The 14,274-nt window shown below is 28.5% G+C and carries 12 protein-coding genes, 1 tRNA gene, 1 riboswitch and 1 other annotated feature; of the genes, 10 read left to right on the top strand and 3 right to left on the bottom strand.

Features of this window, described 5'->3' with window-relative positions; translation table 11 throughout:
* Positions 1 to 41 precede the first annotated feature (41 nt).
* The 3 genes from J1C67_RS04265 (at position 42) to J1C67_RS04255 (ending at position 3,576) form a co-directional block, all read left to right on the top strand.
* Positions 42 to 608, top strand: a complete 567-nt coding sequence (locus tag J1C67_RS04265; protein ID WP_167866923.1) for a 5-formyltetrahydrofolate cyclo-ligase — start codon at positions 42 to 44, stop codon at positions 606 to 608.
* 131 nt (positions 609 to 739) lie between these two features.
* Positions 740 to 847: riboswitch (SAM riboswitch) on the top strand.
* Positions 848 to 961: 114 nt separating this feature from the next.
* Positions 962 to 2,239, top strand: a complete 1,278-nt coding sequence (locus J1C67_RS04260) for an O-acetylhomoserine aminocarboxypropyltransferase/cysteine synthase family protein (RefSeq protein WP_167866924.1) — start codon at positions 962 to 964, stop codon at positions 2,237 to 2,239.
* 110 nt (positions 2,240 to 2,349) lie between these two features.
* Entirely contained in the window at positions 2,350 to 3,576 is a 1,227-nt protein-coding gene (locus tag J1C67_RS04255; RefSeq protein WP_167866925.1) for a homoserine dehydrogenase, read from the top strand.
* Between the two features lie 92 nt (positions 3,577 to 3,668).
* On the opposite strand, the gene thrS is transcribed toward J1C67_RS04255, so the two are convergent.
* The gene (thrS, locus tag J1C67_RS04250; RefSeq protein ID WP_167866926.1) at positions 3,669 to 5,606 is read right to left on the bottom strand and encodes a threonine--tRNA ligase; all 1,938 of its coding nucleotides are present in this window, start codon (positions 5,604 to 5,606) and stop codon (positions 3,669 to 3,671) included.
* A gap of 151 nt (positions 5,607 to 5,757) precedes the next feature.
* Positions 5,758 to 6,030 (bottom strand) — a binding site (T-box leader).
* Positions 6,031 to 6,241: 211 nt separating this feature from the next.
* Here thrS and J1C67_RS04245 point away from each other — a divergent pair.
* A tRNA-Leu gene (locus tag J1C67_RS04245) sits at positions 6,242 to 6,326 on the top strand.
* Positions 6,327 to 6,631: 305 nt separating this feature from the next.
* On the opposite strand, the gene J1C67_RS04240 is transcribed toward J1C67_RS04245, so the two are convergent.
* Complete coding sequence (locus J1C67_RS04240; protein ID WP_167866927.1) at positions 6,632 to 7,000, bottom strand: HNH endonuclease; 369 nt, start codon at positions 6,998 to 7,000, stop codon at positions 6,632 to 6,634.
* Positions 7,001 to 7,205: 205 nt separating this feature from the next.
* Here J1C67_RS04240 and J1C67_RS04235 point away from each other — a divergent pair, with 205 nt between their 5' ends.
* Both J1C67_RS04235 and J1C67_RS04230 read left to right on the top strand, forming a co-directional pair.
* The gene (locus tag J1C67_RS04235) at positions 7,206 to 7,964 is read left to right on the top strand and encodes a hypothetical protein (RefSeq protein ID WP_341479233.1); all 759 of its coding nucleotides are present in this window, start codon (positions 7,206 to 7,208) and stop codon (positions 7,962 to 7,964) included.
* A 341-nt stretch (positions 7,965 to 8,305) separates the two neighbouring features.
* Positions 8,306 to 9,655 carry a Na+/H+ antiporter NhaC family protein gene (locus J1C67_RS04230; RefSeq protein WP_280526553.1) on the top strand — a complete coding sequence of 450 codons (1,350 nt, stop codon included), beginning with the start codon at positions 8,306 to 8,308 and terminating at the stop codon, positions 9,653 to 9,655.
* Between the two features lie 92 nt (positions 9,656 to 9,747).
* Here J1C67_RS04230 and ispF read toward each other — a convergent pair whose 3' ends face one another.
* Positions 9,748 to 10,221 carry a 2-C-methyl-D-erythritol 2,4-cyclodiphosphate synthase gene (ispF, locus tag J1C67_RS04225; protein WP_089969369.1) on the bottom strand — a complete coding sequence of 158 codons (474 nt, stop codon included), beginning with the start codon at positions 10,219 to 10,221 and terminating at the stop codon, positions 9,748 to 9,750.
* Between the two features lie 462 nt (positions 10,222 to 10,683).
* On the opposite strand from ispF, the gene J1C67_RS04220 reads away from it, so the two are divergent.
* The 4 genes from J1C67_RS04220 (at position 10,684) to J1C67_RS04205 (ending at position 14,241) form a co-directional block, all read left to right on the top strand.
* Complete coding sequence (locus J1C67_RS04220; protein WP_089969372.1) at positions 10,684 to 11,277, top strand: class D sortase; 594 nt, start codon at positions 10,684 to 10,686, stop codon at positions 11,275 to 11,277.
* Positions 11,278 to 11,298: 21 nt separating this feature from the next.
* Entirely contained in the window at positions 11,299 to 12,294 is a 996-nt protein-coding gene (locus J1C67_RS04215; protein WP_167866929.1) for an anti-sigma factor domain-containing protein, read from the top strand.
* 22 nt (positions 12,295 to 12,316) lie between these two features.
* Complete coding sequence (gene rluF, locus J1C67_RS04210; protein ID WP_167866930.1) at positions 12,317 to 13,159, top strand: 23S rRNA pseudouridine(2604) synthase RluF; 843 nt, start codon at positions 12,317 to 12,319, stop codon at positions 13,157 to 13,159.
* 356 nt (positions 13,160 to 13,515) lie between these two features.
* Positions 13,516 to 14,241: a DUF3298 and DUF4163 domain-containing protein gene (locus tag J1C67_RS04205; protein WP_167866931.1), complete on the top strand. Its 726-nt coding sequence runs from the start codon at positions 13,516 to 13,518 to the stop codon at positions 14,239 to 14,241.
* Positions 14,242 to 14,274 lie beyond the last annotated feature (33 nt).

Raw genomic sequence — 14,274 nt, 5'->3', positions numbered from 1 at the left:
TAATAGGGTAAATTAAAAAATGAATATAATGAGGTATTTTTATGGAAAAAAAAGAATTTAGAAATATGATTATAAAAAATAGAGATAGTCTAAGCTTAGTTGAAAGAAATATTAATGATAAATTAATATTAGAAGCTTTATTGCAAAGTAAAATGTACAAAGAAAGTACTAATATATTTACTTTTATTAATTATGGAAGTGAAGTAAATACTAAAAGTTTCATTATTAAAGCATTAGAAGATGAGAAAAGGATTTTTATTCCTAAGACAGTTAGTGGAACTAGAGAAATGAAAGCGGTAGAAATAAGTTCATTAGATAATCTAAAGCCAGATAATTGGGGAATTTTAGAACCAAAAACTTTTAAAGGTGAAATAGATAAACAATGTTTAGATTTAATTATAGTTCCGGGAGTTGCATTTGATAAAGATGGAAATCGTATTGGATATGGTGGCGGATATTACGATAGGTACTTTAGCGGATTAAACTCTAGAATAAAAAAAGTAGTATTAGCCTATGACTTGCAAATAGTTGAATCTTTAGTAACTGAAAAACATGATGTAACTATAGATTTTATAATTACAGAAAAAGAAATAATAGAAATAAAATAGAGCTACAAGGTATATCCAAAAAAATAACAGTTATAGTGATATGTATATTTCTAAATTAAATAAATATTATTTGAATAATTGTTGCAAAAAACAATTGTTGGTGTATAATGGAATAAATATAACGTTTAGAAATTTTATTAAGAATGGTGGAGGGACTGGCCCTGTGAAGCCGAGCAACAACTAATAAGCATTTATTAGAATTGTGCTAAATCCTGCAGGTTCGTCCTGGAAAATGAAGGAATTAAAATAGCTTTGAAAAGTTATTTTTATATTAGTGTGATTAAAAGGTTGTTTCTTATTTTTAAGAAACAACCTTTTTTATTATATATAAAAAATAAAAGGGGGCTTTTAAAATGAATAAAGAATGGAACCAGGGAACTATATGCATTCAAGGAGGATATACACCAAAGGCTGGGGAGCCTAGGGTATTGCCAATATTTCAAAGTACGACTTATAAATATGATGATCCAGATTATTTAGAAGAGGTATTTAATTTAAAGGCGGCAGGACATTTATATAGTAGAATATCAAATCCTACTGTAGCTGCACTTGAGGAAAAATTTGCAATGCTTGAAGGGGGAGTTGGAGCAGTTGCAACAGCATCAGGACAATCTGCTGTTCTGTATTCGATATTAAATTTATGTAGTGTTGGGGACCATCTAATATCAGCATCAACACTTTATGGTGGCACTATTAATTTATTTACTGTTAATTTAAAGAAAATGGGAATAGAAGTAGATTTTGTAGATCCAGAGGCTAGCGTAGAGGAAATTCTTTCAAAGGCTAAAGGAAATACAAAACTAATATATGGAGAAACAATCGGAAATCCAGGATTGAATGTATTGGATTTTGATAAATTTAGTCTTGTGGCAAAGAAATTAGATGTGCCTTTTATTGTAGATAATACAGTTGGAACACCATATTTATGCAATGTATTTGAACATGGCGTTAATATATCAGTGCATTCAACTACTAAATATTCAGATGGTCATGCACAGGCTATCGGAGGAATAATAGTAGATGGTGGAAACTTTAATTGGGATAATGGAAAGAATTTAGAATTAGTAGAACCAGATCCTAGCTATCATGGAATTAAATATGTAGAAGAATTTAAGGATGCGGCTTATATAACAAAGTTAAGAGTTACATTATTAAGAGATTTAGGTGCATGTCAAAGTCCATTTAATGCATATTTAACTAATTTAGGCCTTGAAACATTACATTTAAGAATGGATAGACATTGTGAAAATGCTGTGCAACTTGCAAAGTGGTTAAGCAATCATCCAAAGGTTAATTGGGTTAATTATCCTGGATTAGAAGGGAATTCACAATATGATAGATCACAAAAATACCTTAAAAAAGGTTCAAGTGGATTATTAACTTTTGGTATTAAAGGTGGAATAGAGGAAGCTAAAAACTTTACAAGAGCTTTAAAATTAGTAGCACTTGTAGTTACATTAGGTGATACAAGAAGCTCCATATTACATCCAGCAACAACAACTCATAATCAATTATCAGAAGAAGAACAAAGAACTAGTGGGGTAACTCATGATTTACTTAGAGTATCTGTAGGAGTAGAAGATATTAGAGATATAATTAAAGATTTTGAAGAAGGATTTAAATCTATATAAGCAATTGGGGGAAATAAGATATCTAAAAAAATAACAGTTAAGGTGCAAAATATAATAGATATAGACTAGTTGTTTTTTGAAGATGCGTAAATAAAAAGGGGGATTATCTAATGATTAAAATAGCTATAATGGGATATGGAGTAGTGGGAAGTGGATTAGTTGAGTTAATAGATGAAAATAGAGAAGCGAAGAAATGCAATGAAGAGATAGTTATAACAAGTATTTTAGTAAGAAATAAAGAAAAACATAAAAATAAAAATCATAGTGAAGTGTTAACTACAGATATAGAAGAGTTCTTTTCTAAGGAAAGTGATATTGTTGTTGAGGTAATGGGTGAAATAACAAAATCATTAATATATGTTAAAAGAGCACTGAATTTAAAAAAACATGTAGTTACAGCAAATAAGGATTTATTAGCTGAATATGGAGAACAATTATTTGAACTAGCAAATGAAAATGGAGTAGCATTAAAGTTTGAGGCATCTATTGGTGGAGGAATTCCAGTAATTAAATCATTGATTGAATCCTTAGAAGGAAATAATATTAATAGTATTAAGGCAATTTTAAATGGAACAACAAACTTCATTCTAACTAAAATGGATAAGGAAAAGCTTAGCTATGAAGAAGCATTGAAGGAAGCTCAAGAATTAGGGTTTGCAGAAGCTAACCCAGAAGCAGATGTTATGGGTTATGATGCGGCAAGAAAGCTATCATTACTTTCAACTCTGGCTTTCAGAAAAAAGGTATCGTGGAAAAATATTAATATGCAAGGAATAACAGAAGTTGAAAGTGTAGATTTTGATTATGCAGATAAGATTAATTGTAAGGTGAAATTACTTTGTATTAGCAATAATTCAGACGATGGTGTTTATGCTACAGTAAAACCTGTTCTTGTAAAAAATGAAAGTGTATTAGCACAAATAAATAATGAGGTTAATATAGTAATATTTAATGGAGATGCTATAGGTGAAATTATATTAATTGGTAAGGGTGCAGGAAAAATGCCAACTGGCTTAGCTGTTTATGCAGATGTACTAGATATTGTAAATAAGAGATTTACAAAGATAACTGCATTTAAAAAAGAAGAGGCTAAAATTATAGGAAATTTACAAGGTGAATGTAGTGCTGTTTTAAGAATTGAAAATTCAAAAGAACAGGATATTATAAAGAAATGTGCTAATGAATTTACCTTTATTCAAGTTTTACAGAAGCAAATAGAAGGTGAAACTGGAGTTTTAGTAAAAGCAAATTCAGAAATAGAAATTGATAGGTTTATAGATGGTCTATTGGCAAATAGTTACGTGAAATCTATAAAGAAAATTATTAAAATTGATTAAAGGCAAAATATATGAAATAAAGTTAGAGATAGAATAGATTAAAGAGAGTATGAAACAAAGTTTCATACTCTCTAATTTTTTATTAATAAATACTAAAGTGATCTAGTAGCTATTTCTTCTAATATTCTAGCTTTTACTACATTAACAGCTAGTGGACCCTCTTCTCCATTTTTTCTGCTTCTTACAGAAGCTTCGTTGCTCTCTAATTCTTTTTCACCAACAACTAAGATATAAGGTGTTCTCTCAAGTCTAGCTTCTCTGATTTTATAACCGATTTTTTCAGCTCTATAATCTGCAGTTGCTTTAATACCACTGTTTTTGAAATCCTTAACTATTGATTCAGCATAATCATTATACTTATCTGATATTGGTAGAACTATAACTTGATTTGGAGCAAGCCAAGTTGGGAAAGCACCAGCATATTTTTCTATAAGCATTGCTAAAGTTCTTTCGTAACAACCAATTGATGATCTATGGATAACAAATGGGATTTTTTTATCTCCATTTTTATCAATATAACTCATTCCAAATCTTTCAGCTAAAGCGAAATCAATTTGAACAGTTATTATTGTATCTTCCTTACCATGAACATTCTTAAATTGAATATCAAGTTTTGGACCATAGAATGCAGCTTCGCCTTCAGCTTCAACATAATCTATTTTAAGATGATCTAAAATTTCTTTCATTAATGATTGAGTTGAATTCCAAGATTCAGGGCTTCCAATATATTTTTCAGTATTATTTGGATCCCACTTAGAGAATCTGTAAGTTATATCACCATCAATACCAAGAGTAGTCATAATATAGTTGATTAAATCAACACATCCTCTGAATTCTTCTTCTAATTGATCGGGAGCGCAAACTATATGACCATCTGAAAGAGTAAATTGTCTCATACGAATCAAACCATGCATTTCGCCTGAAGCTTCTTTTCTACATAAAGTAGAAGTTTCTGCATATCTTATAGGCAAATCTCTGTAACTATGTTGACCTGCATTATAGATAGAGAATTGGAATGGACAAGTCATTGGTCTTAATGCAATAACTTCTTCATCCTTATCTTCATCACCTAAAATAAACATACCATCTTTATAATGATCCCAGTGACCTGAAACTTTATATAAATTATTTTTAGCCATATTAGGAGTTTTAGTTAATAAATAACCTCTTTTTTCTTCTTCATCTTCAACCCATCTTTGTAGAGTTTGAAGTATTTTAGCACCTTTAGGCATGAATAGAGGAAGACCTTGCCCAACATTTTCATCAGTTGTGAATAATTGAAGCTCTCTACCTAATTTATTATGATCTCTTTTTATAGCCTCTTCTAAAGCTTCTAAATGAGCATCTAAATCAGCTTTCTTTAGGAAAGCAGTTCCATATATTCTTGAAAGCATTTTATTCTTTTCGTCACCTCTCCAATATGCGCCAGCACTTCTTAAAAGTTTTGGTGCCTTAACAGCTTTTAATGACATAAGGTGAGGACCTGCACATAAATCAACGAAATCACCCATTTTGTAGAATGAAATTATTTCATCTTCAGGAAGGTCTGTTATTAATTCAACTTTGTATAATTCATTTGCTTCTTCCATAAGTTTTATAGCTTCAGCTCTTGGAAGAGTAAATCTTTCAATTGAAGGATTTTCTTTTATTATTTTTTTCATTTCATCTTCAATCTTAACTAAATCTTCTGCTGTGAATGCTTTTTCAATATCAAAATCGTAATAGAAACCATTTTCTATTGCAGGTCCTATAGCTAATTTAGCAGAAGGGAATAATCTTTTAACTGCATAAGCTAAAACATGAGAAATACTATGGCGAACAGCATCGCGTCCTTCTTTAGAATCAAAAGTACAAATGCTTAGCTCTGAATCATTAGTTACAACATAACGTAAGTCAACAACCTCACCATTTACTATACCGCAACAAGCATTTCTAGCTAATCCTTCACTAATTGACTTAGTAATATCAAGAACTGAGATTTCAGATTCAAATTCTTTAACTGAACCATCTTTTAAAGTTATTTTTAACATTTTAATTTCTCCTTTCGTTTTTTAATTAATTTATTTTAATTAGTATATTTTAATAAGGCAATGTAAAATTAGAAAATACTATTGAGAGTGTGGGAAGTATAAATTGCTTAAAAAACTAAACAAAAAAGCTCCCGTCCAATTTTCATATAGAAAAAGGGACGGGAGCATAAAAATCCCGCGGTTCCACCCTTAGTTGCTTATAAATAAAAATCTAAAATTAGATTTTCAAATTACACACCTACATTTTAATAGTAGGGAAGTAAAAAAATAAGCCGCTTAAGTAAATATCGTAACGTGATATAACGGACTTTATTAGAGTCACTCAGAGGTGGTTTTCAGCTTTGTTCATTTAAAAATACTCACACCAGTGTATTCTCTCTCTGAAAATGAAGTTAATGCTTACTGTCCTCTTCAACGTATTTTCTTTATTTGTTCTTAATTATAATAATTTTAGATATCAATGTCAACATACAAAATATCTTTATTTGCTATTTCAAAAAAATAACTGAAAAAATAGAAATTTTAAAAAAAATTCTCTAAATTATTAATTTATATTATTAATATGAGAATTTGAAAAAAAAGTAATAAACTTATTGATTTTTTTTAAAATAACATATATAATAGTAAACAGACATGCAGGTGTGGCGGAATTGGCAGACGCACTAGACTTAGGATCTAGCGCCCTCGGGTGTATGGGTTCAACTCCCTTCACCTGCACCAAACATTTTCCGAAAACTGTCGTGATATTCATATGAATATCACGACAGTTTTTATTTTTGTCTATTTTTTTAGAGTATTAAAAAGAGTTATATTTATATTAGAAGTAACAAAAACAGAAATTTTTGAATATAAAATAACAACAAAGTGAAATTAAATACTTTATTGAATATTTAATGATATTTTAGCTAATATTAGTATTATTAAAAAGACATTAGGGATCATCGGAAAATAACCAGTTAGACGCTTTGACTTATTATTTTTTTTCAGTTCCCTTAGAAATTTTTGAACCGGCCTTACAACTTCAGTTATACTACCGTAGCGTTAGTATAAATTTTTCCTCCCATAAGAGCTTTAATAATATCTTTGTTTAAATAGCCTTCCTTATGAAGAATAAGATTTTTTAATAATCTCCGTAAGGAACCACTACGAATTTTCAAGATACCTAAAAGTTCTTTTCGTGTATAATAAATATTTGGTAAAATATTATATAATTCTCTTTGTAACTCAAGTTTATATTGAATATCAGTGTTTAGGCAATGATGAGGACCAGATTTTCCTCTATGATGCAAAGGACAAAGATATTTATAGTTAAGGTCAAAATCAAAGCCCCCCTCATGTTTATGGATAATATGATGGATATCGGCACTTGCACCGCAAATTTCACAATGGCACAATGCAATCCCCCTCCTAATAAGAACTTATTTTAATGTGCCTTAGGGATATTAAAAAAATAACTAGTCATAATCTTTGACTTATTATTTTCTTTGAACTCCCTTATTTACCTTTAGAATCTGTAAAAATCCGTAGGTAAAAGTAAAAAAATTTATTCTATAATATAGTGGTTACATGAAATATATATATTAAAAGGTAAAAAGGTATATGAAAAATGATTATATAATTGAAGGATATGGTATAATATATTATATACTAATATATAAAATAAAAGAAAGAAAGGTGATAAAGGTGAGGCAAAATTATAATTCATTTGACTATTGGGAAGGTTTAATTAGTGAAAATAAAACTATCAGAGGACACATGTTTATGGATAAAGCTCCAACTAATAAAAGCCTTTACGTTCATACTTTAGTTTATTGTAAAAACAACGGGCTTAATAATATATGGGGTTATTTCCCCGATGAAAGGGCACTAGTAGGATATATACAATATTCATTTTTACAAGAAGCCTTTTATAAATGGATTTATGGTAAAAATAGATTAGTTACTAAAATACCAAATGTAAGTGTAGAAAAAATCATTGCTGATGGTGAAAGAAACAAGTTAATTTCAAAAGAAGAATCAGAAAACATGAAAAGACATCTTCAAATGATTGTAAAGTGTTGGTCATTACCAAAAGAGAAAATAGTTTTAGAAATAACTAGATTTGTAAGAGACTTCAATAGAACATGGTATGGAGACAATACAGAATTTTTATATCTAAAAGTATTTAAAACAACAAAGGATCTTGGCGAATTTGTAGTTACTTCAAATTATATTACAGCTACAGAATCAGAATTTGAAAATAGAGTTGGAGTAAGCGTAGAAGAATGGAGAGAAATTTGTAGAGATGCAGTTATAGATAGAAGTAGAGGATCTGAATTTAGAGATATACTATTAAAATCATTAACAGAAGTTATTTAGGTCGATGAAAATAACCTATAATATAACTAGTTATTTTCTTGAATATACCTTAGAAACATGAAAATAAACTAGAATCCTGACTTGTTATTTATTTAAAGATCCCTTAGGTAGGGGACTATTAATGAGAAAAAAAATATTAATGTTGAAATAAAAAAAAGAATTAGCAAATGCTAATTCTTTTTTGTTTGACCATTAGGATCAGGTGCCATTGGGGAATGGGACTTGGGAATCCTATTTATATTATTGACTGTATTTTCAAAATACATACATTAAATATAAAATTTAATATGTAAATAATTTAAAGGTTGACTTAATAATTATTAATATATAGTATATAAAATATCTTTTGCCAACAGGAAAATAAAAACAAAGGAGAAAAGAAGATGAAGAAACAAGGAAGTGGATGGGCGTTGTTACCTTTAGGGGTATTTATATTAGTATATTTAGGCTCATCAATAGTAGCTAAAGATTTTTATTCAGTATCGATAGTAGTACCATTTTTAGCCGCTGCATTAGTAGCTTTAATCATGAATAGAAAAAGTACTTTTGATAGTAAGTTGGAGATTTTTTGCAAGGGGGCAGGCGATAATAATATTATATTAATGGTTATAATATTTATATTAGCAGGTGCATTTGCAGAAGTAGCTAAAACTATGGGGGCAGTTGATGCTACTGTTAATTTAGGTCTATCATTGCTTCCAAGTAATGTATTAATAGCAGGACTTTTTATTATAGCATGTTTTATAGCCTTGTCAGTTGGAACATCAGTTGGAACAATAGTATCCCTTGTACCAATTGCTGTAGTAGTTGCAGAAAAAACAGGGATTTTAACGGCTATAGCGGTTGCAGCGGTAGTAAGTGGCGCAATGTTTGGGGATAACTTATCTATAATTTCAGATACAACTATTGCAGCAACAAGAACTCAAGGTTGTGAAATGAAAGATAAGTTTAAGATGAACTTTAAAATAGTTTTACCAGCAGCAATTGTTACAGCTCTTATATTTGTATTTATAAGTAGAGGATATGTAGCGACAAATATAGAAGCTTTAGAATTTAATATTATAAAAATAGTTCCATATATAGCTGTAATATTATCATCACTTGCAGGAATAAATGTAATTTTAGTTTTATTCTCTGGGATATTAGTAGCAGGAAGTATAGGATTAATTTATGGAAGCTTTAATTTATTAGGGTTATTTGGAGCAATATCAACAGGTATTGAAGGAATGAGTGAATTAATTATAATATCTATTTTAATAGCAGGTACAATAGAAATAATTAAAGTTAATGGTGGAATAGATTTTATATTAAATAAAGGATTAAAAGGATTCAAAACAAAAAGAGGCGCAGAATATGGAATTGCAGCGTTAGTAAGTTTAGTAGATATATGTACTGCAAATAATACGGTAGCAATAGTTACGGTAGGACCAATAGCTAAGGATATATCAAATGAATTCGAATTAGAGCCAAAGAGAATAGCAGGAATTATAGACATGTTCTCATGCGCATTCCAAGGGATTATACCTTATGGAGCACAATTGATTTCGGCAGCAGGACTTGCAGCACTTTCACCCTTTGCAATAATGAAATATTTATTCTATCCATATTTAATGGGAATAAGTGCAGTTGTAGCAATTTGGTTACATTGGAGAAAAAGAGAGGATAATAGAATAACTAGAATAGAAATCTAGTATTTTAGCTATAGATTTAGGAATTTAAAAAAATAACTAGTCAATATACATTTAATATTGACTAGTTATTTTTCGCGTCCTATTTCTAATGTTTATAAATTAGTTACTAAGCAAATGCTTTGAGAGGATATACCTTCACCAGTACCAGTAAATCCAAGGCCTTCTTCCGTAGTTGCCTTAATATTTATTTTATCAAGAGTAATATTAAGGGCTTTTGAAATGTTTTCTCTCATAGTTTGAATATGAGGGGACATTTTCGGAGCCTGTGCAATTATGGTTGAATCTATATTGCTTATCGAATATCCATTAGTATGGATTAGTATACCCACTTCTTTTAAAAGATCTATGCTAGATATGTTTTTATATTTTGGATCGGTGTCAGGAAAATGTGTTCCTATATCTCCTAAAGCGGTAGCACCAAGCAAAGAATCAATAACTGCATGCACTAATACATCTGCATCTGAATGCCCTAGTAGTCCTTTTTTATAAGGTATAGTAACCCCACCTAAAATTAAATCTCTATTTTCGACTAATCTATGTACATCGTATCCCATTCCAATTCTCAATTTGAAATCCTCCTATATAATAAAATAATAATTTTATTATATCACAATGAATAAAAAAGCTTCGAAAAATAACTATCCAATTATACTATTTTATATTATCAAGAAGATAATTGGTAAAATTAAAACTTACCAATTATAATCATAAAATATTATTAGTAAATATGGATAGTTAGCTATAAGACTCATAAAATTTTTTTGAACGCATAGATTTTTGAAGGCTTAGAAGTATCTTTTACAAAAAAAATGAAAAACTTTTTTAAAAAATAATTAACTCGGCAGAATAGATAGAGCTTTTTTGAAACAATTCTTTTGTGAGTAAATTTAAAGTCAACATAAATAACATTTCCTTTCATAAAAATCACCTCGTAAAATACTAGGTTTAAATTAGAAATAATAAAAAATACACATTGTTTATGGTATAATATATGTAAAAAAGTAATAAATGTTATTGGAGGATTAGCTTTGATAGAAAAGTTTAGAAGGATAGTAGGATTAATTTTGGTAATTGTAGGTATAGGTTTAATTGGCTCAGTAATATATAATAGAATTGAGACAAATAAAAAGCAAAATGAGTTAAAAGAAGTTCTTCAAGATGTTATAAAAGAAGATTCAACTAGTGAAAAAACAACTGAAAATAAAGAGTTGGATAATTTAGGATATACACCGATCGGATTAATTGAAATACCAAGCATAGAATTATCACAAGGATTAGTAGAAGGGGTAACGGATGAAATACTTCAGTATTATATAGGACACTTTGAAAGTTCTGTAAAGCCAGGGGAAAAAGGAAATTTTGCTGTTGCAGGTCATAGAGTATCGAATTACTCAGAAGCGTTCATAAATTTATATAAATTAAAACCTGGAGATTTAGTAAGTGTTAAAAGTAGAGGAAAAGAGTTTATATATCAAATAGATAAAAATTTCATAGTAGATCCTGAAAATGTTGAGGTTTTAGACCAAACAGAAGATGCAACAATAACATTAATAACATGCACAGTAGGAGCAAAACAAAGAGTGATTATTAAGGGGAAGTTAATAGATACGAAGGTGATATAGTAGTTTCAAAGAGGTGAAAAAATGAGTGGTTTTGATAATTACAAATTCAGATTTTCTTCGTTGCACCAACTTAGTTTAGCTGGTGCAACAATTGTTAAACAAAGAGGAAATCAAATCGTTTTAATGGGGAAGGAAATAGAACTATATAATGTGTTAATAAAAGATTTAGTTAATCAATGTCCAAGTGATGATATAAGAAACCAAGTTTTAAATATTGCATATTACATAGTATCTGATTTAGAATGCTATGAAAAAACAATTAAAGATAGGGCTTTACCAATAATTAAGATTAAAGGAAAAATACAAGTAGCGAGATCTTTTTTGGAATTATGGCAAGACTATATAATAGCATATGTAGTGATTTTAGGAAATCCAAATTATAAATATATTCAGGACTATTTAAAAATAGAAGAAAGTGTAGTAGGATTAGAAGTTAAGGGCTTAAAATTAGATAAATCAAAAGAAGTATTTACAGGAATAGTAATTTCTAAATCAAAAAAAAGAGCAACTATATTAACCTCTAAAGGTGAATTCAAGAAAATAGACAAGAGAGATAATATAGATATTGGCGAAGAAGTAACTGGATCTGAAAGTAAGGGTTTGAGAAGTTATAAATTACATATATCAATAATAGGAATATTAATTATTATAATGGTATCTATTGCGATAAATAGATATACAACAATAACAAAAACTATAGTAATTAACACAACATCTGCAATTAAAATTGAAGTTAATAGCTTTAATAAAGTTGTAAATACGCAAAGTCCCACAACTAAAGGTGTAGAAATGTTAAAGGAAATCCAAATTGAAGATAAAGGTATGGATGAATCTTTATATGAAATATTAAAATACTCCTTAAAAAATGAAATGATTCCAACTAATGATGTTTTAATAACTGTAAGTGGAGAAATGATTGATTTCGAAACTTTAGAAGAAACAAAAAAGTTTTTAGAAGATAATGATATAATGGTTAAATTTAATAATTCGGGAAATGAACATTACATAAATCAATAGAGAGAGTGAATAGGTGAATAATATGCAACAAAAAAATAGTGATAAAAATAAATCTAAAAATAAACCAGGAAATAAAAATTTTACTAATAAAAAGTATAATAAAAAAAGTAATGTAGATAAAGAACCAATAATAGTTCATACTGATAGAAATGAAGAAATAAGGTTAAATAAATATATAAGTGAAACTGGAATATGCTCAAGACGTCAAGCTGATAACTTAGTAGAAATGGGAAGGGTTACCGTTGATGATGTTAAAGCAACAATGGGAATCAAGGTTACGAAAGGTCAAGTTGTTAAAGTTGATGGAAAATCTATAAATAAGGTTGAAAATTTAGTTTATATAGTTTTGAATAAACCAGTGGGGATAACCTGTACAACTGAAAAAAATGTTAAGGGCAATATAATTGATTTCGTTAAACATAGAGAAAGAATATTTCCAATTGGAAGGTTGGATAAAGATTCACAAGGACTAATTTTATTAACTAATGATGGTGATATAGTTAATAAAATATTAAGAGCTGGAAACAATCATGAAAAGGAATATGTGGTTACTGTTGATAAAATGATGACTCATGATTTTATAAATAAAATGGGTAGTGGGGTCGAGATTCTTGGAACAGTTACTAAAGAATGTTTGGTTGAGAGACAAGGAAAATTCATGTTTAAAATAAATTTAACAGAAGGTATGAACAGACAAATTAGACGGATGACAGAAGCCTTAGGTTACAAAGTAGTAAAGCTAGAAAGAATACGAATTATGAATATAAATATATCTAAACTTAGAATGGGACAATGGAGAGATCTTACATCAAGAGAACTTATAAAATTAAATGAACTAATATCAGAATCGGCAAAGACACTTTAAGTGTTTTTGAAGATACATTAGATAAGGTGCTTTCAAAAAATAGATTAGCAAATTGATCTATTTTAAAAAAAAGTGACTAAAATGACCCTTGAATAAAATTTAAGGGTCATTTTTATATTAAATTATTAATATAATATAATTTGAATTAATAATGATTCATGTAAAAAAATATATTATAATAATGTTATTGGAATAGTAGACAATTAATGTATGTTATACACATAATCCACAATAACCTGTGGATAACTTGTTGAATTTTTTTTATAGCTATGTTGATAATTTACTCTGTTTATGTAAATAATAAGAATAAATATAAGGTTTTTATATTATTTTATCATATAAGGAGGAACTATATAATGAAGCTATTAAATAGGTGTGCAAGTATTTTAATCGTATTAATTGCTATTACTAATACTTGTCCACAAGGGGTGTTGATAAATTTAAACAGTCAATTTGTTGAATCATCGTTAGTTGTGGATAAGATTATAAAAGAAAAAAATGATTATTTGACTATTGATGTAAAAATACCTCAAATTAATGGATTAAATAATAAAGAGTCAGAAAAAGTTATCAACAACAAGATTTTAGATTTTACTAATATGTGGATAAGTGATGTTAAACAAATTGCACAGGAGTATTATGGAAGTCCTAATAATGTATATCCTATATTCCCATATCAATTAATAGCAAAATACACTATAAAAAGCCAAAATAAGATATTAAGTTTTTATATTGATTATTATCAATTTACTGGAGGTGCTCATGGAATAACAAATAGAGTATCATATAACATAGATATTAATACTGGACGAGAATTATTGTTAAATGATTTATTCGTAGATGAGTATGAATATGAGAAAGTAATTAATAACGAAATAAAAAAACAAATAGCTAAAAATCCTGATATTTATTTTACTGGTAAGGATGGGTTTAATGGAATTAATAAAAATCAGAAATATTTTATAGATCGAGATAATTTGGTAGTGTATTTTGGACTGTATGAGATTGCACCATATGTAACAGGAATACCGGAATTTAAAATTCCTATTAAATTGTTTGGAGAATCATTTAAATATATTTAAGCATATAAAAATGCATTGGTAGAATAGTGGGGG

It is taken from the genome of Clostridium gasigenes (genome assembly GCF_017348895.1).
GTDB lineage: Bacteria > Bacillota > Clostridia > Clostridiales > Clostridiaceae > Clostridium > Clostridium gasigenes.
The sequence above is the reverse complement of the archived record's forward strand: the minus strand, read 5'-3'. Positions and strand labels throughout refer to the sequence as shown.

Excerpts from the sequence above, each read along its gene's own strand:
- J1C67_RS04215 (WP_167866929.1), top strand. The coding sequence starts at position 11,299 with ATGAGTGGTTTTGATAATTACAAATTCAGATTTTCTTCGTTGCACCAA.
- J1C67_RS04205 (WP_167866931.1), top strand. The coding sequence starts at position 13,516 with ATGAAGCTATTAAATAGGTGTGCAAGTATTTTAATCGTATTAATTGCT.
- J1C67_RS04235 (WP_341479233.1), top strand. The coding sequence starts at position 7,206 with ATGAAAAATGATTATATAATTGAAGGATATGGTATAATATATTATATA.
- J1C67_RS04265 (WP_167866923.1), top strand. The coding sequence starts at position 42 with ATGGAAAAAAAAGAATTTAGAAATATGATTATAAAAAATAGAGATAGT.
- thrS (WP_167866926.1), bottom strand. The coding sequence starts at position 5,606 with ATGTTAAAAATAACTTTAAAAGATGGTTCAGTTAAAGAATTTGAATCT.
- J1C67_RS04260 (WP_167866924.1), top strand. The coding sequence starts at position 962 with ATGAATAAAGAATGGAACCAGGGAACTATATGCATTCAAGGAGGATAT.
- J1C67_RS04255 (WP_167866925.1), top strand. The coding sequence starts at position 2,350 with ATGATTAAAATAGCTATAATGGGATATGGAGTAGTGGGAAGTGGATTA.
- rluF (WP_167866930.1), top strand. The coding sequence starts at position 12,317 with ATGCAACAAAAAAATAGTGATAAAAATAAATCTAAAAATAAACCAGGA.